Annotated in this window: 17 protein-coding genes; 7 read left to right on the forward strand and 10 right to left on the reverse strand. The window is 70.8% G+C overall.

Annotated features, from left to right (window positions below; all coding sequences use genetic code 11):
- Nucleotides 1-48 precede the first annotated feature (48 nt).
- Together IAG44_RS25685 and IAG44_RS25690 are read left to right on the forward strand one after the other, a co-directional pair.
- Nucleotides 49-558, forward strand: coding sequence for a DUF2267 domain-containing protein (locus tag IAG44_RS25685; protein WP_187749430.1), 510 nt, complete (start codon nt 49-51; stop codon nt 556-558).
- Between the two features lie 67 nt (nt 559-625).
- Nucleotides 626-1,456 (forward strand): alpha/beta hydrolase, encoded by an 831-nt coding sequence (locus IAG44_RS25690; protein ID WP_187749431.1) that lies wholly within the window; start codon nt 626-628, stop codon nt 1,454-1,456.
- Here the strand turns inward: IAG44_RS25690 and drmB are convergent.
- From drmB to IAG44_RS25715, 5 genes are all read right to left on the reverse strand, one after another.
- A complete protein-coding gene (gene drmB / locus IAG44_RS25695; protein ID WP_187749432.1) occupies nt 1,433-3,301 on the reverse strand; it encodes a DUF1998 domain-containing protein in 1,869 nt (622 codons plus the stop codon). The two genes, IAG44_RS25690 and drmB, sit on opposite strands and share 24 nt — an antisense overlap.
- On the reverse strand, nt 3,298-6,549 hold the full coding sequence (locus IAG44_RS25700) for a helicase-related protein (protein ID WP_187749433.1): 3,252 nt from the start codon (nt 6,547-6,549) through the stop codon (nt 3,298-3,300). Before IAG44_RS25700 ends, drmB begins: the two co-directional genes overlap by 4 nt.
- Complete coding sequence (locus IAG44_RS25705; RefSeq protein ID WP_187749434.1) at nt 6,546-8,447, reverse strand: UvrD-helicase domain-containing protein; 1,902 nt, start codon at nt 8,445-8,447, stop codon at nt 6,546-6,548. Before IAG44_RS25705 ends, IAG44_RS25700 begins: the two co-directional genes overlap by 4 nt.
- Nucleotides 8,444-13,201, reverse strand: a complete 4,758-nt coding sequence (locus IAG44_RS25710) for a DEAD/DEAH box helicase (protein ID WP_187749435.1) — start codon at nt 13,199-13,201, stop codon at nt 8,444-8,446. The genes IAG44_RS25705 and IAG44_RS25710 overlap by 4 nt, the downstream gene beginning before the upstream one ends.
- A gap of 171 nt (nt 13,202-13,372) precedes the next feature.
- On the reverse strand, nt 13,373-13,561 hold the full coding sequence (locus IAG44_RS25715; RefSeq protein WP_187749436.1) for a hypothetical protein: 189 nt from the start codon (nt 13,559-13,561) through the stop codon (nt 13,373-13,375).
- A 537-nt stretch (nt 13,562-14,098) separates the two neighbouring features.
- Here IAG44_RS25715 and IAG44_RS25720 point away from each other — a divergent pair.
- From IAG44_RS25720 to IAG44_RS25730, 3 genes are read left to right on the forward strand one after another with little or no spacing between them, the layout of a single operon-like run.
- Nucleotides 14,099-16,240, forward strand: coding sequence for a helix-turn-helix domain-containing protein (locus tag IAG44_RS25720; protein WP_187749437.1), 2,142 nt, complete (start codon nt 14,099-14,101; stop codon nt 16,238-16,240).
- Nucleotides 16,241-16,243: 3 nt separating this feature from the next.
- Nucleotides 16,244-17,239: a hypothetical protein gene (locus IAG44_RS25725; protein ID WP_187749438.1), complete on the forward strand. Its 996-nt coding sequence runs from the start codon at nt 16,244-16,246 to the stop codon at nt 17,237-17,239.
- Nucleotides 17,236-18,087: a DUF6339 family protein gene (locus IAG44_RS25730; RefSeq protein ID WP_187749439.1), complete on the forward strand. Its 852-nt coding sequence runs from the start codon at nt 17,236-17,238 to the stop codon at nt 18,085-18,087. Before IAG44_RS25725 ends, IAG44_RS25730 begins: the two co-directional genes overlap by 4 nt.
- Before the next feature lie 15 nt (nt 18,088-18,102).
- Here IAG44_RS25730 and IAG44_RS25735 read toward each other — a convergent pair whose 3' ends face one another.
- The 5 genes from IAG44_RS25735 to IAG44_RS25755 all read right to left on the reverse strand — a co-directional run bounded on the left by IAG44_RS25735 (nt 18,103) and on the right by IAG44_RS25755 (nt 23,774).
- Nucleotides 18,103-19,428, reverse strand: coding sequence for a DNA cytosine methyltransferase (locus IAG44_RS25735; protein ID WP_187749440.1), 1,326 nt, complete (start codon nt 19,426-19,428; stop codon nt 18,103-18,105).
- A gap of 11 nt (nt 19,429-19,439) precedes the next feature.
- The gene (locus IAG44_RS25740; RefSeq protein ID WP_187749441.1) at nt 19,440-20,435 is read right to left on the reverse strand and encodes a DNA cytosine methyltransferase; all 996 of its coding nucleotides are present in this window, start codon (nt 20,433-20,435) and stop codon (nt 19,440-19,442) included.
- Nucleotides 20,432-20,833: a very short patch repair endonuclease gene (locus IAG44_RS25745; RefSeq protein ID WP_187752862.1), complete on the reverse strand. Its 402-nt coding sequence runs from the start codon at nt 20,831-20,833 to the stop codon at nt 20,432-20,434. The genes IAG44_RS25740 and IAG44_RS25745 overlap by 4 nt, the downstream gene beginning before the upstream one ends.
- 169 nt (nt 20,834-21,002) lie before the next feature.
- Nucleotides 21,003-22,016, reverse strand: a complete 1,014-nt coding sequence (locus tag IAG44_RS25750) for an SEC-C domain-containing protein (RefSeq protein WP_187749442.1) — start codon at nt 22,014-22,016, stop codon at nt 21,003-21,005.
- Between the two features lie 282 nt (nt 22,017-22,298).
- The gene (locus tag IAG44_RS25755) at nt 22,299-23,774 is read right to left on the reverse strand and encodes a glycoside hydrolase (RefSeq protein WP_187749443.1); all 1,476 of its coding nucleotides are present in this window, start codon (nt 23,772-23,774) and stop codon (nt 22,299-22,301) included.
- 281 nt (nt 23,775-24,055) lie between these two features.
- On the opposite strand from IAG44_RS25755, the gene IAG44_RS25760 reads away from it, so the two are divergent.
- Together IAG44_RS25760 and IAG44_RS25765 are read left to right on the forward strand one after the other, a co-directional pair.
- Nucleotides 24,056-24,868 carry a class E sortase gene (locus IAG44_RS25760; RefSeq protein ID WP_187749444.1) on the forward strand — a complete coding sequence of 271 codons (813 nt, stop codon included), beginning with the start codon at nt 24,056-24,058 and terminating at the stop codon, nt 24,866-24,868.
- A 235-nt stretch (nt 24,869-25,103) separates the two neighbouring features.
- A complete protein-coding gene (locus tag IAG44_RS25765) occupies nt 25,104-25,415 on the forward strand; it encodes a DUF6412 domain-containing protein (protein WP_187749445.1) in 312 nt (103 codons plus the stop codon).
- Nucleotides 25,416-25,548 lie beyond the last annotated feature (133 nt).

The raw sequence follows: 25,548 nt of genomic DNA on the forward strand, positions 1-25,548 counted from the left end.
CAGGAGCGCTGGGGGAAGCACAGGGAAACCCGAGCGGAAAAGAGAAGAATGACCACGCCGAAGCCTCACGCGACCACCCCGAAGCCGACCGTGAGTACCCCGAGTACTACGGGGACGAAGATCCCGGCCCCCAGGCACTCGCTGGTCCGCACGCCCGAGAGCTGGCCCCGCTTCATCGCGAGGGTGAGAAGCACGGGCCAGTACCCCACCGAGGCGGAGGCGGAGCGAGTCACCCGCACCACACTCAAGACCCTCTCCCCCCACCTCCCCGCTCCTGACCGGACGTCCCTGACCCGAACCCTCCCCCCAGAGGCGGCGCACCTCCTCACCGCCCACCCGTACGACCCGAACTCCCCCGTCCGGGCGACGGAGTTCGTGGACAAGGTGGCCGCCCGCCTGAACAACACCCCGCCGGACAAGGCACGTTGGCACGTCACCTCGGTACTGACCGTCCTGTCCCACTTCGCGGGCCCCACCACGACCAACCACCTGATCGCCCAACTCCCCCAGGGCTACGCACTGTTGTTCGGCAAGGCGGAACTGACGAGAAACGGCTGAGGCGAGGGGGTGGGAGGGACGGAGAACCGCAGGCCGCAGCCGACGCACCCCGGAAGAATCCCACACCATGACGGCCCCCGAACCTGCCCCCGCCCCCCTCCGCACCCTGACCACCTCCACCGGCACCCGCATCGCCTACAAGGACGAACACCCACCACACCCCGACCCCCTCCTCCCCCCGTTCCTCCTCCTGCACGGCCTGGCAGGCCACTTGGGCGAATGGAACGACCTCACCACCCGCCTCCTGGCCGACGGCCACCGAGTGATCCGCTACGACGCCGCAGGCCACGGCGCCAGCACCCGCACCCCACCGGACATGTCGAGAAAAGCGGCGGCGGCCGACGCGCACACGGTTCTGACGACCCTGAAAGCACGCCCCGCGATCCTGGTGGGCCAGTCCCTGGGCGGCCTCACCGCCCTCCTGACGGCAGCGACCCACCCCTCCGCGGTCAAGGCCCTGATCCTCATAGAAGCGACCCCCGCCGCAGCCGCCCCCGACCTCCCCACCCAGATCGCGACCTGGCTGGACACCTGGCCCACCCCCTTCCCCTCCTACCGATCCGCCGTCACCTTCTTCGGCCACCCCTCCTGGGCCGACGGCCTGGACTGGCACACGGACGGCACCGGCCATCCCCGCATCACCCCCGAGAAGATGATCGAAGCAGCCCACGACCCCGCCACCCGCTCCTACTGGGACTCCTGGACGACCCTCCGCTGTCCCACCCTGGTAGTACGGGGCGCACAGGGTTCCACCCCCGCATCACAACTCACCGCGATGCACACCCACCGCCCCACCGAAACCCACCTCACCACCATCCCGAACGCCGGCCACGACGTCCACCTGGACCGGCCGGAGGAACTGCACGAGGCGATCTCAACGTTCCTCGACCACCTCTGAGAAGAACCCCAGGCCCGGATCCTCCGGCGTCCCGACGAGCAACGCGCGGTCGAGGAGGACGTTGTTGTGCTCACAACTCGTCTCCGGGAGCATCACGCAGGCGTGACAGGCGGCGAGGTTGGTGCCGCCGGTGCCGGACGCCTCGGACTCGACGCAGAGGGGGTCGGACGAGCACCACTCGGCGCGCCGGACGGCCGAGCGGATCGTCCGGGCCAGGCGCTCGGGTTCGCCCTGGGCGACGAGCCCGCCGAGGCTGCCCGCGGAGTCGCTGGTCGCGGTGTGGACGAGGACCCCCGCCATGTCGTCGGCGGCGTACAGGCGCTCGCGCAGTGCGGCGGCCGGGTAACCCGCCTCCAGACTCCACTCGTCGACGAGGACATGGGCCAGGGTGTGCAGCAGGACCATGCGGGGGGTGGCGGGGGAGAGGGGGATCGGAGCCGTGTCCCCCGCGCGCTGCTCCAGCAGTTTCTGGTGGGCGGCGCGCATCCTCTCGACCCGGTGCGTCACCGCGTCCGTCTTCTCCCAGGCGCCGAGTCGTTCCTCGTCCAGGCGGAGGAAGACCCCTTCGCCGTGGACCTGCATGGCGGGGAGCCACGGCAGCGTGGTGTCGGAGAGCGGGACCTCGTTCGATCCGGTCGTCGTGTCGGGCTCGGCGAGGCGGGTGAACGCCGCCAGAGCCCGTACCTCGCGAAGCTTCTTGACCAGCATCGGGCCCGTCACGCCGAGGGGACGGAGCACGGTCGGGTCACCGATCGGCGTCTCGCAGACGAACTGCTCCTCGTGGGAACGCTCGCGCTCGTCGTTCCCCGCGCGCAGTCGCTCGTACTCCTTCTCGCGCAGGGCCCGGTAGCGGTGGTCGAAGGTGACCTCGGCCTCCCCCTGGGCGTCCTCCTCGCGCTCCGCGGCGAGGAGCGTCATCACCTCTTCGGCCGAGAGCGGGCTCGCGCCCTTGAAGACGACCTTGAGGGCGGCCTCCACCTCGACACGGCTCTCCAGACTCCGAAGCACGTCCCAGTGCTCCGCGAGCGGATCCGCCCGCCCGTCGCTCCACGGCGGGATGGAGAGCGCGGACTTCAGCACGGGCTGCCACACGGCCGAGGAGCCACGCTGAAGGGTGCGCGGGGTCAGGGGGCAGGGCTTGAGGTCGGAGAAGGACGTACCGAGCCAGGGGCGGGCGCCGAGACAGCGAAGTCCCAGATCCTTGAGGGCGTTTCTGCGGAACGACCCCTCCATCGACACCTCCGGCACCCCACAGGTGCACGAGACGAGGATCGACCGGAGCGACGAACTACGGCCGGACGTACGCAGTTTGAGGATCCCGCCGCACTGCCCGGCGATCGTGGCGCCCCGCTCGGTGCTGCGGTGCACCCACTGCCGGTACGGGAACTCGTCCAAGTGCCCCCCCTCGCAGGCGATCACGAAACGGGACGGGACGAGGTCGACCTCGCACGTGCCGCAGACGCTCCTGCCGGGCGGCGGGTTGAAGTCGCGGTGCCGGCGCAGGTCGCCGCACTCGGGGCAGGAGTGCATCAGGGGGAACCGGCGGACTCGGACGCCGTCCCTGCTGGTGTCGTCGGACGCGGGCGGCAGCCGGAAGTACCGGACGCCCAGGAGCCGGGCGAGACGCCGTTCGTGGATCACCGGGGCCTCGTCCGCGCTCCACTGTTCGTCGGCCCGGTCGAGACCGGAGACGATGAAGGACTCCTGGTCGACGGCCACGAGCGAGCCCACGCCGTACGTGGTGATCGCCTGCGCGCGCCGGACCGTGCCCCGGCGGGGCAGGTTGCGGGCGGGCGCGGCGTCGCTCGCGCCGGCCCGGCGGCGGCGTGCGGGGGGCGGGGTCATCGGGATGCCTCCATGAACAGGGCGGACTCGGCGTCGACGTCGCGCAGGCTCCACAGCGTGGGCCATGCCTCGGCGTCCGCGGACTCGTCGTCGTACGACTTCAGGAGCGAGGGGACACGACTGCCCCGCCGGGGTTCGAAGAGCAGGCTGCCGTGGGTGTCGGCCTCGGCGCACCACCACTCGACGAACTCGTCGAAGGCGCGGGCCACCGCGCCGGCCTCCTCCTGCGTCACCGCGCGGACACGCTCCAGCAGCACCGGCTTGATCTCCTCGTACAGCAGGTGCTCGTAGGACTCGACCCGCCCCGCCGCCTCGTTCTCCCGCGCGGCCGGGACGAGGATCCGGGCCAGGGCGACGATCACCGCGTGCAGTCCCCGCTCACGGGCGCGGGCCGAGAAGGGGGTCACCGAGGTGGACTCGACCTCGCGGTACAGCGCCGAGTGGAAGTGCGCGAAGTTCTCGTAGTGGGAGCGGTCGCGGGAACGGGTCGCGTTGAGCATGACGGCGACGAGTCCGGGATGGGCGCGGCCGACGCGGCTGGTGGCCTGGATGTACTCGGCGGTGGTCTGCGGCTGGCCCATGACGGCCATCAGACCGAGCCGGTCCACGTCGACGCCCACGGCGATCATGTTGGTGGCGAGGAGGACGTCCACCGTGTCCTCGTCGGGGAGCCGCCTCTCGATGCCCTTGAGCCGGGAGGGGATCTCGCTGGCGTCGACCCGACTCGTCAGCTCCGAGTAGTTGGCCACGGTACGGACGGGCACCCCCTCGCGCTCGGCGAGCAGTTCCAGGTAGGCCACCACGTCGTCGTGGACCTGGAGTTCGGCGGCGGACAGCAGCCGGAGGCTGTTGAAGTAGCCGACGAGGCTCCAGTACGCGTCACGCGTCGCGTCGTCCGTGTCGGCGTTCCGGGCCCGGTGCAGGAGGGTCGCGTACGTCCGGATCAGCAGGGTCGACTGACTCGTGCCCGGGGCCAGGAGACCGACGTAGCGGCGGCTCGACTTCTCCTCGCGCGGGGTCTCCACGGCGAACCAGGAGTCGCGGGAGTCCAGACCGGCGGGCGGGAACTGCCGCACCTCACGCGCGAACAGGTGCCGGCCCTGGTCGGCGGCGCGGCGGATGGTCGCCGTGGAGGCGATCACCTTGGGACGGTTCGCGAGCGCGTCCACGGCGGTCTCGTACAGGCCGGTGAGTGTCCCCAACGGGCCCGAGATCAGGTGGAGTTCGTCCTGGACGATCAACTCGGGCGGCGGAGTGGGGTCGTTCGGGTCGTCACGGTTGAACAGGGCGGCGGTGTCCGGGCGCCACGGCATCGAGGCGAACTTGTCGACGGTGGCGATCACGAGGGTGGGACGGGCGTCGTACACCGCCTCGTCGATCAGGTGGACCGGCAGGCCGTCGGCGAAGTCGCAGCCGGCGCCGGGGCAGCGGACGCGCATCCGCCGAGCCTCCTCGTCGACCTCGTACGCGCGGGCGTCGAAGCGGGTGCCGCACCAGGGGCAGGCGTGCAACTGGACGGGGTTCTCGGTGGTGAGCCGCTTGCCGGGGTCCCCGTGCAGCTCGGCGAGCTTCCGCGCGGCCTCGGCCAGCTTGTTGGGGGTCGCCGAACGCCCCACCCACATGCCGACGGAGAACTCCTCGCCGCCCAGCTCGGGCAGGTCGCGACGCATGCGCTCCATGGCGCACAGCAGGATCGCGGCACGCTCGAACTGTTGGAGCGTGAGCAGCCGCAGGGTGTAGCGCATGAGGACGGTGACGCCGCCGCCGGCCGTGCCCCGGCGGATCCGGCGCAGGAACGAGGTGAGCGCGATCAGCCCCAGGTACGCCTCCGTCTTGCCACCGCCGGTGGGGAACCACAACAGGTCGGAGACCCCGCGGTCGCGGTGCTCGGGGTCGTCGATGCCCGCCAGACAGAGCAGCAGGAACGCGATCTGGAAGGGGCGCCAGCGGCCCGCGGCCGGGTCGGGGGAGCCGGCGCGGCCGTTCTTCACCCACACGCTGCGGGCCCGCTGATCGGCCATCACCCGGTTCGCCAGGCGGAACGCCCGCATCAGGTCGGGCTCGGACTCCAGCAGGTCGACGCCCTCCCGGATCCGGCCGAGCGCTTCACGGCACGCCGCCACCTGCGCCAGGGCGGGCTCACCGTGCGGGGTGTCGGCCAGGGCGTCCGCCTCGGTCGCCTTGCGGTCGATCCACCTCTCGTAGCCCGTGGCGAGCCCCCGCAGCGCGTCCAGGATCTCGGCGTCCTCGCCCTCCGCCAGGCCGAGCATGGACAGGGCCGAGCTGTCGATCTCCGGGTTGGAGTCGGTGAGCAGCACCTCCACGGAGGGCACGAACGCGCTGCGCACCTCGGCGACGGCGGCCAGGACGGTGTCGGTCACACCGATCGGCGGCGGCGTCCAGTCCCACTCGGCGGCGCAGCCGTGACCGACCGCGAAGGTCGGGGCGTGCCGGTGCAGCAACCGGCTGGTGGTGACGTCGTCGTCGGAGGACCCCGCCGGGGCGGGGCGTTCGACGAAGACGGAGGCACCGTTCGCCGCGCGGACCGTGAGCCCGCACTGGAACAGGGAGAACGCGTCCTGGAGCTCGCGCTCGCCGACCCGGTGGGTGTTGACCAGGGTGACGGTGATCGTGACCGTGCCGGTGACCGGGTCGGGTCGGCGGACGTTGGCGCTCAGCGCGACCCCGTCGGCGAGTTCCCTCTCCCACCTGGGATCGGGCGCGGACACGTCGATCTCCTGCTCGGGCAGGACGAGTTCCCGGCGCCGCCACTGCTCCCGCTGGTCGGAGGTGGTGCGGGCCTCGGCGCGCCGGGCCGGCACCGGCCTGCCCTCCGCGTCGGTGGGCACGTAGACGGCGGCGCGCGCCGCGACCACGATCGCCCGCGTGCCCCGGGCCACCGCGAACGTGAGCCCCATGGACGAGGGACGCCGTGCCCGCGCCGCGCCGACCTCCCGCGCGGTGCCGGACTCCTCGACATCGTCCTTCGCGCGCTGAGGTTCGTCGTCCAGGCCGTCGTGCTCGGCCTCGTCCTCCGCCAACCGTCGCGCCGCCGCCGCGTCCGCCGCGCGGGGATACAGCACGCCGGTCGGGTAACGGTCGATCGGCGCGTCCTGGGTCAGGACCTCGTCCCGGTCGTCCGGCCCGGCGTCCGGGGCCGGGCCGAGGAGTTCGCGACGGAGCCCCACCAGCAGTTCCTCGTCCCGGACCCGATAGTGCTCGGCGTGCCGGCCCGTGACCCGCGTCATGCGTCCCGCTCCTCGTCGTCCGTCCGTCGAAATCTTCCGATCCCGGTGAGCCGGGGGACGATCCACACGCCCCGCTCGCCGAGCCCCGCGTTGGCACCGGCGGCGACACCGCCCGACACGGTCTCCAGGGTGTCGACCCGCAGCCCGTGGATCTCGTCGGGCCACCACGGGTCCCACGCCCGGTTCACCTTCTGCACCTGGAACAACTCCTCGCGGAACCGCTCCGACATCTCGCCGATCTCCCGTCCCTCGTGCGTCAACGCGTACGGCGGACTCTGGAACTCACCCATCGGCATGTCGTGCCGCTTGCGCAGCACCACCTCCGACCCGGGGCCCACCCGTTCGAGGAGGTATGCCTGGGTCGCCGGCGCGTCGGTCGCGGAACCGGGCGGAGTGTCCCGGCAGACGTCACCCGCCTCGGCGACGACGCCGAACCGGTCGTACGACCGCCACCCCCCCACGTACCGGCGGCCGTTCTTCCGGCCCCCCGCCCTCTTGAGGATCGGCGGCTCCGGCGGCGCCGCGTGATAGAGGTCCTGGCGGGCGCGCGTCATCGCCACGTACAGGGCCCGCGCCTCGGCCGGCAGGTCCAACTCCTCCTTGTGCAGCTTGCGCAGCTCGGCGACGGACGGCGGGGTCAGGACGATCACCCGGTCGAACTCCAGGCCCTTGGCCCGGTGCACGGTGGAGACGACGATCCGCGCCGCCTCCGGGTCGGCCGCCTCGTCCGGGAATCTGCCGTCGACGACCGTCCCGCGCAACCGCTCCAGGTCGAGGAACCCGCGCCCGGCCGACCGCGTGGCCCGCCGCAGCACCGTCCACAGGGCGTCCGCGTTCGGCTCGTACGGCAGCGGGATCCCCGCCAGCAGGGCGCGGAACCGGTCCTCGGTGAGACCGGTCGCCCCGGTACGGCGCAACAGCTCCGCCACCCAGTACGGCACCGGCCGCTCCTCCAGGGGACGCCGCAGCCGGTGCTCGACGCCGTGCTCGTACAACAGACCGGAGACCACCAGGGCCTGGCGGTTGTCGCGGGTGAGGATCGCGCAGGTGTCGGTGAGGTCGCGCAGCCCGTCCAGCACGAAGCCGTCGGTGAGGTCGCCCATGCCGTTCGCCGGTTCCAGGAGCAGATCGCGCAACTCCTCGTAGAGTTCCGCCGCCTCGTCCGCGTCGGTGACCTCCTGGAGGCGGGGGCCGTACGGCAACGCGATCCGGGCCTCGGGCGTGATCGCCCGGAAGTTCCGGGTGAGACGCAGCTCCACCAGGTCGTCGGGGTACGAGCACCGCAGCCACTCGAAGAACCGGCCGGTCTCGTCGGCGCGTTCGACCGGGTCCTCGATCTGGAAGCCGTAGACCGACTGGGCGGCGTCGCCGACCACGGTGAAGCCGCACGTCTCCTGGTAGCGGTCGAGCAGCGTCTCCACCAGCTCCCGGCGCACCCCCAACAGGTCCTGCACCTCGTCGATCACCACATGGGCGGGCGGCGTCGCGTCACCGGCCTCCAGCGCGCCCTTCCCGACCGCCTCGGCTGCCGCCCCGATCCGCTCGTCGAAGGACGCCGCGCCCCACTCCCGGTCCGGGTACGCCTGGACGAGCACCCCGTACGCCCACGCGTCGAAGGTCTGCGCCCGCACCCGCCGGGCACGCTCCCCGTGCCGGGCGATCCGCTCCCGCAACTCACGGGCGGCGGCCCGGGAGAAGGTCAGCACCAGGATCTCGGCGGCCTCCAGAGCCTCCTCGGGATCCTCGTGCCCGCACAGCGCGTCCAGCCGACGCACCAGCGTGTGCGTCTTCCCCGCCCCGGCCCCGGCCGTGACCAGCACCCGCGCGTCCCAGGGCTGCTCGACCACGGCCCGCTGCTCGTCGGTGAGCGGTGGGCTGTCGAGATAGGCGTCGGTCACGTGCGGCTCCACAGGTGCTCGAACTGGGTGAAGGCGAGCTGGGTGTCGAAGTTGGCGATGTTGTCGCTGACGTTGAGGATCAGGCAGCTCTCCTTGCCGCCGTTCTTGGGCCCGCGCAGGCCGCGGCCGATCATCTGCTGGTACACGTTGGTGCTGTAGACCGGGCGGGCCACGACCACCGCGCGGGTCGCCGGAGCGTCGAAACCCTGGGTGAGGACACCGTAGTTGGTGAGCACCCGGGTGCGGCCGCTGCGGAAGTTCTCGATACGGGTACGGCGGTCCTGCGCGCTGGTCGTCGAGTCCACGGCGGCGGACGGCACACCCCGGTCGTTGAGCATGGCCGCCAGGTACTTGGCGTTGTCGACGGACGTGGCGAAGAGCAAAGTCGGCCAGTCGTCCGGCAGTTCGGCCACCGAGTCGACGATCCGTCGGCTGCGCTCGTGGTCGTCGGCGAGTCGTTGCTCGGCGGCTCGGGAGAGCATCGCCATGCGGTCGGCGTAGGTCTTCTCGTCCTGGGTCAGTTCGATCCGACCGCCTTCCAGGGTGCGGTGCTCGACCTGGGCGAGCATGCCCCACTCCTGGAGGTCGCGGTACGGGTCGCCCGAGGGGAAGACACCCTCGTCGAGACGCCTGTCGCCGAAGCGGGTGACCAGACGGCGGGTCTCGTCCTCGTTCCTGTTGCGGAACGGGGTCGCGGTCAGGCCCAGCAGATGCCGACCGGTCTCGTACTGGGTCAGGCCCAACTCCCCCAGGATCTGGGTGTATCGCTTGGAGATGGCGAAGTGCGCCTCGTCCACGATCACCAGCGCGGCCTGCCGCAGCCACGCGTACTGGTCGGTGCCAAGACAGCGTTCCAGCTTCGCGTCGGTGGCGACCACGAGATGGGGGTGATCGACGACGTTCCCGACCTCGTTGCCGCTCCAGAGCCGGCTGATGGTGAGCGGGCGTTCCGCTCCGACCTTGCTCCAGACGAACTTCCAGCTCTGCACGGCCTGTTCGCACAGCTCCTCGGTCTGGGCGATCCACAGCAGGGGGCCCTTGAGGTCGCCGACGCGCTTGACCCAGCGGATCACGGCCTCGGCGGTGACCCGGGTCTTGCCGGCGCCGGTGGGCAGCGAGAGCATGCCGCGCTGCGGCGCCAACCGGTCGAGCATCGTGGAGATGTTGCGGACCAGATCCTCCTGGTAGGTGTGGAGGCTCGGGAAGTCCCGGGGGCCCGCGACGGTCTCGGACGAGGGCGGAGCCGGAGTCCGCGATCCGGCGAACGCGGCCGGCAGCCTCAGATCAGAGACGAACGCGACGGCCGCCGCCGAACCCGTGTAACCGACCGGCGCGTCGGGGAACCGGGCCTGGATGTCCCGGGCGTGCTGCTGGAGCACGCCGTCGCCGTGCGCGTTGAACGCCATCTGCGCGATCCGGCGCCCCGTCGGCTCCGTGCCGTCGGTCGCCCGCAGCTCGGCCTCCATCAGCCCCTCGGGGAGCCCGGAGCGGAGCGCGTCCGCACCGATCAGGAGCTCGATCTTGTCGACCACGTCCTCGGTGTCGCGCACGGCCTTCCGCGCGGCCCGCATCGAGCTGTCCCGCTCCATGCGCTCCTGCTGCTCCAGTACGGCCTTGCAGCCCGCCGCCCCGAGCCCCAGCCCCAGCTCGGCGTCGATCAGCCGCAGCATCGGCTCGGGTGCCAGCGGCACGCGGACCTTCACCGTGTTGTCCTGCCGGACGGACTTCAACGGAGAGGCGTGCGTGCCGTTCGGGGTCCGGGTGACCTCCTCCAGCTCGCCGCACCGCTGTACCAGACTGTTGCGGTTGGCGCCGTTCAACCGCTGCCGCAGGGCCGGGTACAACTCGACCAGCGGAACGGGCTCGCCCTCCGGGACCTCGCGGGTCTCCTTGCTGATCACGTCGGAGTAGCGGAGCATGCCCCACTTCTCGACCATCAGCTCGGCGTCGTCGGTCGTCGGCACGAGCAGCGCGGGCAACTGCTCGGCACGCAGCGCCCGGTACTCGGCGGTGCCGACGGCGACGGTGATCTCGCCGTCGGGGCGGGTGCCCCAGGCGTCCCCGATCCGGCACCGGGTCAGGGAGTCCTCGGGGAAGTCCGCGCCGAACCGGGTCAGCATCACGTAGGTGGCGCCCACGAAGGTGTCGTCCTCGCTGCGGGACACCTCGTCGAGGAGCGTGACCCAGCGGTCGGCCGGGACCTCGTCGACGGTGGTCGGCAGGCGCAGCTTGCGGGCCTTCTCGGGGGAGAGGTCGGCGACCGGCAGCACGTCGCGGTAGCCGGCGAGCTGAGGCCCGACGGCCTCCGTGAGCGGCTTGATCCCCTGGGAGGTGGAGACGGTGCCGTACTGCTTGAGCAGCCAGCGGATGGGTGAGATCACCGCCTTGCGGGTGCCGGCCTGCGCGCCCACCTGGAGCGTCCAGTTGTCCACCACGGCGTCGTCGGGCAGCGCCTTCAGGAAGGCGGCGCGGGACTCCTCGGAGAGCGCGCGGAAGAGGTGGAGCGGGCCGCCGATCGCGGCGCCCTCGAACTTCGTCCGGCTCAGCGAGGGGCGCGGCGCGCTGGGGGCCAGGTTGCGCAGGTAGGCGGCGTGGACGGCCTCCCGGTACTCCTCGAACCACTGCTCGCCCACCTCGGGGCGCACCCCACCGACCGGCCGTTCCCGCAGGCCGACCTGGGCGAAGAAGGGCGCGTCGTCGGAGTGGAACCCCATGTCGACGGCGACGCTCGGGTCGCGTTCCGCGGTCACCACGGTGCCCGGCAGCATGCAGTCCTCGATCGGCCGGAACTGCCCGGCGGCGGTGCGGACGCGGAGCGTCGAGCGCGGGTCGGGGACCCGCTCCAGGACCTTGTGCGCCAGGTGACGGACACCGGCCTGGCGGAACAGCTCCCAGAACCGTTCCCAGTCCGACCCGGCGTAGTGCTCGAAGCCCTGGTCGAGCACGCTGACGAACCGCCCCTCGGCGTCGGCCTCCCGGATGCCGAGGACGTTGAGCGCGTGGGCCAGCGACGGGTCCTGGGCGAGTTCGTCGACGACGTACACCGTGGACTCGCGCAGACCGCCCTGGTCGGCGCGGCGGAACACCTTGCCGGGCACGGGGGGGACCAGGCCGTGCTCCTCGGTGAGGACGATGTGGGCCCTGCGGGCCTCCTCGGCGAGCGAGGGACGGACCTCGATCATGTCCGCGAGGATGCGGACGGCGGCCTTCGACGCCTCGACGCTGCCGCTCTCGACCAGGGCCTCCAGCCACTCGCGGACGCCGGCCCGCTCGTGCCCGGCCGCGTTGAGGATGTGTTCGACCTTTCCGGAGCGCAGGGTGTCCACCTCGACGCTCGGGTGCAGCCAGTTCGAGGGGCGCCCGGGGCACTCGTGCCACATCCGCAGCCAACGGGACAGGCTCTTGAGGTCCTTCTCGGGGCGCGGGTGGACCTTCAGCTCGGCGGGGACGCGCAGGACGCCGTCCTGGTCGGGCAGCGACGGACGGTTGGCGGCGCGGGCCCAGATCTCGCGGGTCAGGAACTCGTCGGCCCAGCTGATCGACTCCTTCACACGGCCGGGCAGCAGCGGGAGGTAGGCACCCGGGTCCTCGGCGGGAGCCAGCGCGGGGAGCGAGTCGACGACCAACTCCGCCGCCACCCGGATCATCTCCTGGTTGAACGGGGAGGAGTCCAAAAGGTTCTGTCGATCCTCATTTGTCTTCCAGGCGCCGTTGAGGATGCCGCTCAGCGACATCTCGTACTTGGTGGGGAAGAAGGACCAGAACTTGCCGCGACCCCGTGCCCGCGAGCTGACGTACAGGCCGCTCTCCGGGTCCTTCTCCAGGGCGGGGACGGCCCAGGAGAGGTCCAGCGAGACTCGATCGTGCAACTCACCGGCGTCCGCGCGGGCCACCGGACCGGGTTCGTGGGGGGTGGTGAACACCCGCCACCGGTCGGTGGAGGCGGCCTTGCCGGTCCGCTCCTCGACCACGGTGTGCAGGTCGCCGGCCTGCCGGGCGGTGAGCACCCGACGCGCCAGGGGCCGGGGCCGGCGATCCTCCAGCACCACCTTCGCGACGTGCGGCGAGAAGAGCTGGAAGCCGACCGGGAACTCCTCACGCGGCTCGCCGTGGTCCTTGGCCCGACCGCCGTGCATGTCCTTGCCCAGCCGGTCGTCGGCCTTCGGGAGCAGGGGGAGGCGGACGACGGTCGTCGCCCAGGTCAGCAGCTCGTTCAGGACCGGGTCGGTGGCGCGCTCCGCCTGCGCGTCGAGGGGCCGGGCCATCCGCAGGACGGGAGCGTCGAAGCGCTCGCCGTACCGTTCCATGACGCCCGGCACGGCCCTGATCTGCTCGTACGACCAGGCGCGGTCGAATCCGAAATTCCCGGAGCGGCTGAAGAACTGCGGAGTGTCGGTCACCACGAGAACGGATTTCACCCCGACCCCGAAACGCCCGATCTGGCCACCGCGCTTTTTCGACATGCTCATCCGGAGGATGGTCTCCGCGCCTTCCGGAGTCACCTCGGTTCCCTCGTTCGCGCAGTACAGATGGTTTTCCGTGAGGACGACCTGAACTCGCCCCCCGGGCTCGCCGGCGATTTCGTCGGCCGCGTTCTGCACCAATTCGAAAAGCTGACGGTCGCCGTATCCACCCTGTGTGATACGGCGTTCCCCGTTCGCGTGCTCGGCCACGAGACCGGGGTCCACGGCATAGGTCGCGAGAACGCGGGACGATTGTTCGAGAACTGTCTGGATTACCGGTGAGGAGGACACTGCTTCCGCACTCCCGTGAGTGTCGAGGTCCGAGCGAAGGGTCGGGCAACGGGCCGGCCGCCGACTTTTTCGTGCATTCTGCAGCAGTCGGCCCGTGCTCGTTCGCTTTATGAGGTTTTGTACGTGCGTGCCGGTGGGCGTGTGGTAGTGTGCCGCTGACCTGCGAGGATGTCAGGGCGAGGGCGGCTCCTCGTCCGGCAGGTCGAGGTCCGGCTTCTCGACCACCTCGGGGAAGCGCTCGAGGATGTCGAACAATTCGGCCTTCGTCTTCGCCGTCTGGACACTGAGCATGAAGGCGCTCTTGTCCCGGCCCGAGAGTTCGATGAATCCGGAGAGGTTCTCGAAGTCGTTCTCATCCATGGAAGTAACCCGCCCCTGTCATGTCGACGTAGTGATACAGGGGTGCACCGGGCGCACGCCCCCAACATGGATAGCTGTTCTCGGAACCGAGATCTTCTACCCCTGAAAAACCGTAGCGGGTCTCGGACCCGTGTCGCCAGTCCCTTTGGGAAACGTGGCGCCGTAAAGCGCTGATGTCGGATGTCGTGTGGACGGCCTGCCTCCCCGTGGATGATTTTGGACGCACTTCTCCCAAGGCCGCCCGTTTTCCTCGATTTCGAGTTCCACGAGCGGGGCAGAAGTCCCGCCACGCTGAATTGAACGGCAACCGGCCGCAGGCGTCAACCTGAACTGCTGTTCGTGTTTACGAGTTCGCCGAACAAGATGGACTTACGGGTGTGAAATGTAGATATTCGGACAAGTTGGGTACCCGACTGAAGCGGCTCGACCGGTCGGCTCGATCAACTGTTGGTTGACGTGATCTCTCGTGTCAAATTAAGCTCGTGGTCTTGACAGCACACGGCCCGCACGGGAGCCGGAGGGGAGAGCAGGTGGCGCGTGGAGACAGGTGAGGAGTTCGGACCGTGGCTGGCCCGTCAGCTCAAGCTCACGGGGAAGACCCAGGCCGAACTGGCCGATGAACTCGAACTGACCCGGGCCGCCGTCTCCGCGTGGATCACCGGGAGGTCGACCCCCCGCCCGGCCGTGATGGAGAAGATCGCCAGGGCGCTCAACACGGACGTCGGCACGGTGCACACCCGCACCACCGACACCCAGGCCGGCCTCCCGATCACCTGGTACCACCGTCCCGGATACGACGACGGCGGCCGGGACCTCGGCAACGCCGCGGCCTTCGCCTTCGACGCCGACGTACAGGTCCTCGCCCGCGAGACCTGCCAGAACAGCCTCGACGAGCGCCGCAAGGAGACCGGCCGTCCCGTCAGGGTCCGCTACACCCTGCACGAGCTGACGGGGAAGTTCCTCGACGACTTCCGCGACGCGATCCTCTGGAACGACCTCTTCCCGCACTACGCCGCCGTCTCGGAGACCGCCGCGCACCAGAAGGTCGGCCGGGTCGTCGACGCCGGGGTGCGCGACATGTACGAGAAGGGTCGACTGATCCTGCTGCGTGTCGACGACTACAACGCGTCCGGACTCACCGGCGACGACTACGCGGACGGCAAGTTCGCCGCCGTCGTCAGGCGCCAGCTGGAGAGCCTGAAGTCCGGTCCCGGCGCGGGGGGTTCGTACGGCCTCGGCAAGGCGACCCTGTGGGCCACCAGCGCGCTCGGTCTCGTCCTCATCAACTCCACCCTCTCCGAGCCGCACGAGGGACGTACCGAGCGGCGGGTCATCGGCCGACTCGAACTGCCCTGGCGGGAGGTCGACGGCAGGACGTACGCGGGCCCCGCCTGGTTCGGGCGCCCCGACCCCGACACCCGCAACGCCGAGGTCGCCCGTTCCTGGTGGGCGGACGAGAAGACCGTGGAGCGTCTGCACCTCACCAGGGAGAGCGACGAACCGGGCACCTCGTTCCTCGTCGTCGGCGCGCAGGACATGGCCGGACTCCATGAGGACGACGAGAAGGACGCGGACGCCGGGGACGAGGACACCCGCGACATCGGCAGGATGCACCGCCGGCTGGTCGAGGCGTTGGGACGCGACTTCTGGGCCGCGATGACCGGCGGGGGCGGCAGACTCCCCCTCCTGGAGGTCTTCGTCCGCGCGATGCGCAACGGCGAGGTCGTCGAGGAGGAGCGGCAGATCGATCCGTCCGTCGAACAACCCTCCCGGACCCGTGCCCTGCGCGCCTACTACGAGGGAACCACCGTGGACCGGTTCACCGAGGCCGGTCAGGTGGTGGCCCGGAGAGTACCCCTCAGTCTCCCGCTGTCCGGGGGTGGCAGGGGAAGCCACGGGACGCACCAGGCGGTTCTGCTGGTCACCGACTCCGCCACCGACGCCGAGCAGAAGAAGAACGGGCGGCCGAACCAGGTGCACTCGCTCCGAGGCAACCGTATGACCGTCAAGAGGGCGACGGTCCCGAACCTTCCGCTCGGGACCAACCCCTTCCAGGCCGTTGTCCTCGTGGGCGAGGCCGTCGAGGAGTCGACCCCCTTCGCCCGGGACGCCGAGGACTTCCTGCGCGCGGCCGAACCCCCCGAGCACGACAACTGGAAGCAGACGGAGGAGCTGACCCTGCGCTGGTCGCCCTCCGCGTACCGACGGATCAACGCGCTGACCACCGAGGTCAACAACGCGGTCAGGGAACTGGTCGCACGACCGAGGCGCGGCGCCACCGAGGGCGGCGAAGCCCTCCGCAGCGCGTTGACCGTGAAGAAGAAGCCGAAGGCCAAGGTCCCGACCGGTCCGGTGGTGCCGGAGCTGGACGGTCTCGAAGCGTCGATCGGCGACGCGGGGGAGTGGCGGATCACCGCGGAGGTGAAGATCCCGCGCGGCGACGAGATCGTCCCGATGGTGCCGGTCGCCCAACTCGACGTGCGCTCCGGCGGCCGTCCCAGGCTGGACTGGGCCGAGCTCGTGGCGGTCGAGGGCTGCGAGGTGGAGAACGGGACCCTGCGGTTCCCGCCCGGCACACGGCGCGCCAGGTTCCAGGGCTCCACCGACGTCACCAGCCACCCGGTCAAGGCCACGTACTCCCGCCTCGTCGTCGAACTGCGCACCGGAAAGGGGGAGTGACGGGTGAAGATCTATCCGTACAAGCGGCTCAACCGGCCGGTCGCGCTCAGGGTGACCTCGGTCTCCCTCAAGCTCCCCGACGGCTCCTGGGACAAGCTGGAGACCACCGCCTACTCGACCCAGCAGCAGACCGTCGCGCTCGGCGTCGCGGGCCACTCCGACTGGGTGAGCGCCCGGATCGGCCTCTCCGTGACACTGCCGCCCGGGGCGAACGCGCCGGACGCGGCCTGGTCCGACCTGCGGGTCCTCGCCGTGCTGACCGACGGCGAGACCAACCTCCGTACGTCTTCGGACCTCACGCGTGACACGGACGACGGCCACGACTGGTCGGGTTCCGTCGACGTGCACAGGGACGACCACCTGGGAAGGGTCTCCCTCGCCGCGTACGCCGTGGGGACGGTGGACGAGGTGCCGGGGAGATCGGTCGCCGAGACCGACCGGAGCTGGATCGTGGACACGGTGTCCGACGATCCGGTCCAGGAACTCCGACTGGAGGTCCGCCGGGCGTCGTTCAGGAACAGCGCGCGGGAATGGCTGCGGTCGTACGCCGACGCGCCCTGGATCGTCGACGTCTCCGCCAGGGTTCCCACGGTGTTCGTGAACACTGACGTGGAGGGGATCGCGGGGTTGTTGGACTGCGAGGGCTCGGGTGTCGACAGCAAGGTGCGCGACCTTCTGGTCGCACAGATGTCCACGGACGCCTGGACGGCGGTGTTCCAGGGCGCCATCGGGGACCTGGAGGTGGAACCCGGTACAGGCCCGGTCTTCCCGACCGACTGGCGGGGCGAGGTGCTGAGGGAGATGCTTCCGGACATCGTCCCCGGTGTGCATGTCGAGGAGGCGCTGCGCCAGGTGCACCGCCGTCGTACGGGTGACTCGGGCTGGGTGGAGCTCCAGACGCGTGTCCACTACGCGGCGGTCCGCCGCGCCGACGCCACCAAGGCGCTCGTCCATGTGGTTCGTGGGCTGGAGCAGATGAACCGGGAGAGCGAGACGTGATCGACAAACCGAGCCATGTTCCTGAGTACTTGGCGCTGCTCGCCGCCTCGGACGCCGATCAGTTCCTCACCGAGGGCCTGCTCAAGGGTGAGGAGGTGCACGCCGGCATCGATCTGGCCAAGGTCGTCGAGTCGTTTCCGACACGTGAGGCCAGGCGATCGGCCGAGCCGATCCGGAGCCTGGTCGAGGACGCCATGTACGCGTTCGCGGAGGACCGCCCCAAGGCCGACGCGTGGCTCGCGCCACGGCTCCACGCGACCCTGCGTCTGACGCGGAGGGAGGCGGCGGAGAAGCGTCTGTGGAACCACCTGGCTCTGGCCGTGGCTCCCGACTACGTCGTCTGGAGGCATCTGGGGAAGGAGCGCGTCAGCGCGGAGCGCTTCCGAGGAGCCGCGGACCGTCAGTGCTTCTCCCGTCTGTGGTGGGCGGCCGAGCTGTTCCGGAACGGGTCGGACTACGAACCGGTCGAGGCGGCCTGCGGCAGCCAGGACCTCATCCACAACACTCTCCGGCTGGATCTGATCGACCACCGTCCCACGGCCCAGGCTCTGGTCCGACTTCTGAGGAGCGGGCTGGGCGGGCGAGAGGTCAACGCCCTCTGGACCGCGATCAACACGGCCGGAGCCACCCTGATCCACGACGCCCTCGCACCGGACGAACCCCGAGACCCCACCCCCCTGCGGAACTGGATCGCGGCGGCCGAATCGGCACCACCGGTCGACCGGTACAACCTCCCCGAAGGACCCGACGAGGAACCGGTCCCGGAGGACTCGGTGGAAGCGCTCGTCAAGCACTTCACCGAGCTGTTCGAGACCGCGCCGGTCAGAGGGAGGAAGACCGAGGAGTGACCCGGGGGCCCCGGGTCACTCCTCCCCGTCCGCCTTCTTCGCGCGCTTCGGTGCCTGGTCGTCGGACTTCGGGCACCTGGCCGTGCAGGCGTCACCGGCGCCGCAGCCCTCTTCACGCAGCTTGGTCCGCTGGTCGTCCGTGGCCCGGGGCCACGGCTTCCGCAACTCCTCCGGGTCCGGCCGGGGCAGCCCGAGCGCCGCGCTCAGCAGGTGCGCCCCGAACAGCGGCGGTACCGCGTTGCCCACCTGCTGGGCCTGCGCCGTACCGGTCCACGGGTAGTCCGGCGGGAAGCTCTGGAGCATCCCCGCCTCGTTCATGCTGAACCGGGAACCCTCGTGGACGACGTTCTCGTCCAGGTGCTCGAAGACCACGAAGCGAGAGATGCGTCCGGTGACGGTGGCCGCGGGTTGCCGGTCGGTGCGGACCCCGCGCCGGCCCGGGTTCCCCGAGCTGCCGTAGTTCGAGCGGACCAGGAAGCGCCTCTCCCGACCCGGATGCGAACCCACCGGTTCCCCGACGGCGTCCCACATCGACCTCCACTGCGGCAGCGACCGGTCGTCCTCCTCCTGGGGCCGCTCGTCGAGGGTCGGCTGATGGCCCTCCCCGGCGCTCCGGGCGTTCGCCCGGTTCCATTCCTTCGCCTCGTAGGGGCGATGGGTCGGCGCGGGGAGCGCGGGGCGACCGAGTCCCTTGCGCCGGGCGATCAGCACCGCGCGCGACCGGGTCTGCGGCACCCCGTAGGTCTCGGTGTCGAGGACGTCGACGACGGCCTCGTACCGGGTGCCGTCGGGAAGGCCGATCTCCTCCAGCACCTTGGCGTAGTGGAGCCACAGCGCCTCGACCTCGCGGACCTGCTCCAGCACGATGACGTCGTAGGGGCGGTTCTCCCGGCTCGTGCTCCTGGTCGCACGGATCGCGTATCGGAGGGGTTCGAGCACCATCCCGGTGCGCGGATCGGTGAGGGACTTCAGGTCCTCGTCGATCTTCTCGTCAGGGTCGCCCGCCATCAGGCGTTCGATGTACTCCTTGACCTCGTCGAGCGCCTTGCGACCGGCGCCCTTTCCCGCCACCGAGTACGTCTGGCACGGTGGGCCGCCGGCGAGCACGTTGATCTCCGGCGGCAACGCCTCGAAGCGGTCCCTGCGTACCGCGCTGACATCGGCGTGCCAGGTGTCCAACCCGGCCGCGTACCGCGTCAGACACGTGCTCCGGTCCCACTCGATGCCGAGACTCGGGATCTGGAGCGCGTGTCCGCCGACGTCCAGTCCTCCGGGACCCGCGAAGAGGTCCAGGACAAAGGGTTTGTCGAGGATGGACTGGTGGGGCGCCGTGCTGGTCATGTGGCGGAAGTCTAGCCGGCCGCGGACGTCGCCGAGTCCGCCTCGAGAGCTTCGGCGACCGCCCGACCCAACGCCTCCCCGACCGGAGGCGGCGTCGCGTGCCCCACCTGCCGGTACCGCGAGGTCTTGCGGCCGGAGATCTCCCACGAAGGGGGGAAGCTCTGCAACAGGGCCGCCTGTTCGACCGTGATCCTCACCATGCCGTCCCTGCCGAGAGCGGGGTCCCAGACGAAGTCCGATCCGGGGATCTCGTCACCCAGGCTGCCGGCGTTGACGCCCATGGTCGCCCACGTGTTCTTGGCGCCGGTCGGACCCAGGTCGGCGCCGCCACGGTTCTTCGAGCCGCCGACCAGCGTCGGAGCCGGTCTGCTCGCCTGCGCGGCCCAGCGGACGGCGTCCGACCAACCGCGCGAGGCCATGGACGGCCCCAGAGCGGCACCGACGGTCACCGGTTCCCGCACGGTGGGCATCGGCTCGTGGAACGCGCCGGTCCGGTCGACCTTGAGGGCCATCAGGATGCCCTGCTTACGGTTCTGGGGCACTCCGAAGTCGACGGCGTTCAGGACGAACCAGCTGAACCGGTATCCCAGATGGGCCAGTTCGTCCCGAGCGAAGTCATGGAACTCCTGATGGTCGTCGGAGTCGGCGAGCCCGGGGACGTTCTCGATGAGCAGCACCCGGGGCTTGATCGCGTGGACGAGGTAGACGGTGGCCTTCAGCAGCCGCTCCTCCACCCGCGAGTCCGACCGCGCGACGGTCGCGCTCGACCGCACCCTCGGCAGCCCCGCCGAGAGGAGGTCCACGTCATAGCTCTCGGGGTGGTCCTGCGGGTCGAACTCCAGCAGGTCGGTGTGGAGCACGTTCCAGTGCGGTCGGTTCGTCCGCAGGGTGGTGACGGCGTCCTCGTCGTCGTCCAGCAGCAGCCGGGGTTCGAACCCCGCCCGCTCCAGTCCGAGCGCGAGTCCGCCCGCCCCCGAGCACACGTCCACGAAAGTCAGGCCGCTCATGTCTTCCTCCCCTTGATCAGTTCCGCGCGGCGTCGCTCCACCGCCGCCCCCACCCGCACGGCCACCTGCTCGGGAGCCTCGTGCTCCCAGAACCGCAGCACCATCCAGCCCAGCGAGACCAGGTTCTCCGTCGTCTCCCGGTCGCGGGCCATGTTCCGGTCCAGCTTTTCACGCCACCACTGGGCGTTGGCCTTCGGCCGCGTCGCGTGCTGCGGGCACCCGTGCCAGAAACAGCCGTCGATCAGGACGGCCACCTTCGCCCCGGTGAACGCCACGTCGATCCGGCGCCGCGCCATGCCCGGCACCGGGTACTCCACCCGGTAGCGCAGACCCGCGGCGTGGAGCAGGCGCCGTACGGCCAGCTCGGCCGCCGTGTCCTTGCTGGCCTGCCGGGACATGCGCGCGGAGACGCCGGGGGAGGAAGGCTTCACATCGCTCAATGTTGTCGCGCCTCAGGAACGTACGTCGTCACGGTCGATGATCACCGCATCCTGCCGGCCGTCGCCGATCGCCGGATCGGCACCCGCGATCCGCGGCGTGGCCGGAAGCGGACCGGTGTCACGATCTTCACTCCGCCCCGTGACACTCCCCATAAGCGACCCCCGACCCGCACCAGCACTCCGCCCCCCGCTGCGGCGGCCACGCCACCGCGCGCCCGCGTGCCGCCAGTGTCGTCGCGTACTGGGGCAGGAGAGTCGGATCGGACGGGGACGCGCCCTCGGACGCGGCGAACGCCTCGTAGGAGGGGACCGTGCCGGTGACGATGCCGAGGTTGGGGGTGCCGGAGGCGGAGAGCTCGCGCAGGGAGGACTCTATGGTCGACAAGTGGGCGGCGTGGGACGGGTATTCGGCGGCGAGCGCGGGGTACGCCGCGAGGAGTTCGGCGAGTTCGGCGGCGGGCCAGTGGAGGACGGCGACCGGGAACGGACGCGACAACGCCTCGCGGTAGGCGCCGAGTTCGGCGCGCAGACGGGAGATCTCGGCCTCCAGCTCCGCCGGGTTCTCGGAGCCCAACGACCAGACGCGTTTGGGGTCGTGGAGTTCGTCGAGGGAGACGGGGGAGGCGTGGAGGGTGTCGGCGAGGCGGTCCCAGTCGTCGTGGGCCGCGCCCAGCATCCGGCGTACGCGGTGCCGCCCGAAGAGCAACGGGTGTGTGGAGTACGGGGGTTCGGCGACGTCCGTCAGGAGGAGACGGGCGCCGTCGGTGAACGTCGCCTCCGCCTGCTCCAGTTCGTCGTGGGCCTCCAGCGCCTCCGCGACGATCACCCAGGGCGCCGGGTCGCGCGGCGCGGTCACGCGGATGCCGTCGATGATCGCGCGGGCCTCGGCCTCGTGGCCGTACTCCCAGAGGTTGGCCGCTTTCAGGGCGCGGACGAGGTGCGGGGCGTCCAGGGTGTCCGGGGCCGCCAGCAGACGGTCGTACAGAGCGGTTGCTGCCGGGCGGTCGCCGCCCAGTTCCAGGTGGGCCGCCGCCCGCAGCAGGAGCGGTTCCGCGTCCTCGGGGTGGAGGCCGGCGGTGCGTTCCAGGCGGGCGGCTTCGGCGGAGTGGTCGACGTTCTCGGCGGGCGTGTCGGGGCGCATGGACGACACGGTACTGCCCGGCGGGGACGAAGGTGAGGTATCCGCAGGCCGGGGGTGGTCCCACCGGGGCCGGCCCTCGCCGACCCTTAGGGGATCACCGGTCTTCCGGGAGATCCCCTACCTCTCAGGTACCCCCCGGTTACCTCTCAGGTACCCCCGGCTCTCGGCGATCCCGGTCCCCGGCGATCCCGGTCCCCGGGGAGCTCCGGCCCCTGTAGGGCTCCGGCCCTTGAGACCGCCGGCCCGCCCCACCCCGCAAGCCCCTACGCCCCGTAATACCCCCTACACCACCACCCCGTCGATCTGCAGCGTCTGCACCGACTTCGCCGCGAACGGCACCGCGACCGTCTTGCCGGACACCCTGATGTCCGAACGGGCCGTGTAGAGGTCGCCGCCACCGGTCGTGACCGTGTTCCAGCGCGGGACGAGACCCCCCGAGCCACCGGAGACGGTGGTGAAGCGGGACAGGTCGAACGTCAGCGTCTGCGCCGACGTCGCCGTGTTCGCCGCGACGATCACGAGCCGGTTCGCCGACCGGTCGAGCGCCGCGACCGCGTAGCTCACGCCCGTGTCGAGGATCGTCATCCCGGGCCGGATGTGCCGGCTGAACTGGGCCATCACGTAGTACTTCGTCTGTACGGCACCGGGGGTCAGCGTCGCCGCGTCGTACGCGATCATCGCCCAGTTCGACGACGGGTCCATGACCTGCCAGTAGACCCACGCCGTCGGGTGCAGCCAGCGGAAGTCGGAGAGCAGGTTGCTCGCCATGGACATACCGGTGCCGTCGTTGTCCCCGGTCTCGGAGTTCCACAGCTTCTTGCCGGACGTCGTCACAACGTCCGTGTAGAGCAGGTCCCTTCGGCCGCCCGAACCCTGATAGCCGTGCACGTTGACCTGGCTGACGTACCCCTTGGTCGTCGACGAGAACGCGTTCCACGTGCTGCGCGCCGTGTCGTAGTTGGTCTCGTCGCTCGCCGCGATCCGTACGCCGCTCAGGCCCCGCTTGTCCAACTCGCTGCGCATGTACGGGAGTACGGCCGCCTGGACGGCCGCGTCCATGTGGCAGCCCTCCTGCGTGCCGGTCGCCTTCCACCAGTCCGACGCGGGCTCGTTGAAGGGGTCGACCGTCGCGAAGTTCACGCCCCAGTTGTTCTTCGCGTAGAGGGCGACCGCCGCGAGGTGCGAGGCGTGCTGGCGGTAGTTCCAGGTCTGGAGGTTGTTGCCGCCGTCGGCCGCGCCGGACGGGTTGTGGTTCGAACACATCCACCACATGGGGGAGTTGGCGAACAGCTCGGTCGTCGCGCCGCGCGCGACCGCCTTCTGCAGCATCGCCCGCTGCTTGGCGTCCGCCGTCCACTTCCACGCCGACGAGGCGGGGTCCTCGTTGTTCCAGTCCTGCCAGTAGCCCTCGATCTGCTTGAACGCGGGGATGTTGGGCGAGACCACCATCGACTCGCCGTTCACCGAGTTCGAACTGCACGCGCCCAGGTTGTAGCGGGCGATGTTCAGGCCCAGACCGGGCAGCGAAGTGCCGTTGTACGTCGTCGACTTGGTGGTGAAGAAGATGTCGGCGAAGTCGTCCCGGGCGCCGAAGACGTTCGCCCACCAGGCCAGGGACGTGCCCCAGCCCTCCCAAGTGCCGTACGAGGTGGAGGGGTTGACGGAAATCGTCGCATCGGCGTGGGCCGTTCCGGTGGCCAGCGCGGTGCCGAGGAAGGCGCCGCCGCCCGCCGCCAGCAGTGTCCTGCGTCGGATCATGGCTACTCCGCTTCGATCGTCGTCGATCGACGGTTGTGGGGAGGACCGGTCGTTTCGACCGGCCGTGTGGGGGTGCGACAGGAAGCATCAGGTGTGCCGTGCCGAGTTGTCGAGACATCTGACAGCCCTTTCGCAAACCGATGGAAGAAGGGTTCGACGGGACGAACACGACGCCGTGAATTGTGCGGGTCTGGCGAGTTTGGTCCGCATCCCTTATCGTCCCCGCACCCCCGCGACGGGCCTCCCGGACGGGGGACCCGACGTGGCGGAGGTGGTCCCGCGTGCCGAATCCCGTCGTCCGGCACGGAGCCCGGCGCCGAGCCTGGAACCGGGCCTGGAACCGAGACCGGCACCGAGCCCGGCGGCCTGCCCTGGGCCGGCGCTTCCTGTGGACCGGCGCCGAACTCCTGGTCACCGCCGGCGTGTTGGGGCTGCTGCTCGTCGTCCACCAGCTGTGGTGGACCAACCAGGAGGCCAGAGCCGGCGCCGAACGCGAAGTGCGGGCGCTGGAGAGGCAGTGGGGGAGCGGCGGCGCGGACGAGTCGCCCGGGGCGGGGAGACCGGAACCGGAGCGTGGGCCCGCCGCCAACTCCCCTTCCGACGGCGGCTTTTCGCCGGGTACGGAGCCGGCGCCCCGCCGCTCCCAGACGTACGCCGTCCTCGTCCTGCCCCGCATCGGCGTGCGCGTCCCGATCGCCGAGGGCATCGACAAGCGGGACGTCCTCGACAAGGGGTACGCCGGTCACTACCCCGGCACCCAGCAGCCCGGCCGGCCCGGCAACTTCGCCCTCGCCGCCCACCGCAACACCCACGGCGAGCCCTTCCGTCACCTGGACAGGCTCCGGCGCGGGGACACCGTCCGGGTGGAGACGGCGTCCACCCGCCACACGTACGCCGTCGACCGGATCCTGTCGCAGACCTCGGCCCGTGACTCCGGAGTACTACGGGTCCTACCCCGCTCGACCGTCCACCCCGGGTACGGGTACGACATACCCGCGGCGTACATCACCCTGACTACCTGCACGCCGGAGTACACCTCCCGGTACCGGCTGGTGGTGTGGGGGAAGCTGGTGTCCAGCGAAGCGCGGGGTTGACGGCCGGAGCTGGGAGGTGACGGCCAGAGCCCGGAACTGAAGGCCGGGGCTCGGGGGCGACGGCCGAGGGTCGGGACTGAGGGCCGAGGCCCAGGGCTGACGGCCAGGCCCGGCGCTGACGGCGTGACGGCGGCGCCGGAAAAACTCCCCGGCGCGGGAACCACCCGTCGGCCCCGTTCGTCTTCAGGGCACAGGCGGTGATCAATCCGACCGACGGAGAGAGGGGGAGCGCACCATGGAGCGTCTGCTGAGCCGGTCCCCGGCACGCGCGTTCGGCGCGCTGTTCGCCCTCTTCGCCGGCACCCTCCTCCTCGACACCGGCACCCTCTTCACCGCCCTCGCCGTGGCCGCCGCGATCGGCTCGGCGTTCGCCGTCTGCTGCCTCGTCGCCGCGCGCAGCGCCCCGCCCGTCCCGGGCACGCGCATCCGCACGGCGATACGGGACCGGGCCAGACGCACGGCCTTCCTGCCCCAGCGCGACCCCGACGCCTCGGGCCGCTCCCGCCCCCGAGCCCCCGGCCACGCCCTCCGGACGACAACCGCGTAGGGCACACCGGGCAGGACACGCCGGACAGCGCACCTCCGGGCCGCCGAACGCGCCGGGCCGCGAAACAGCCCGGCCGGCGAACCAGGGCTGATCGGCAATCCAGGGCCGGCCCGCGAACAGGGCTGGGCCAGGA

Source organism: Streptomyces roseirectus (genome assembly GCF_014489635.1).
GTDB lineage: Bacteria > Actinomycetota > Actinomycetes > Streptomycetales > Streptomycetaceae > Streptomyces > Streptomyces roseirectus.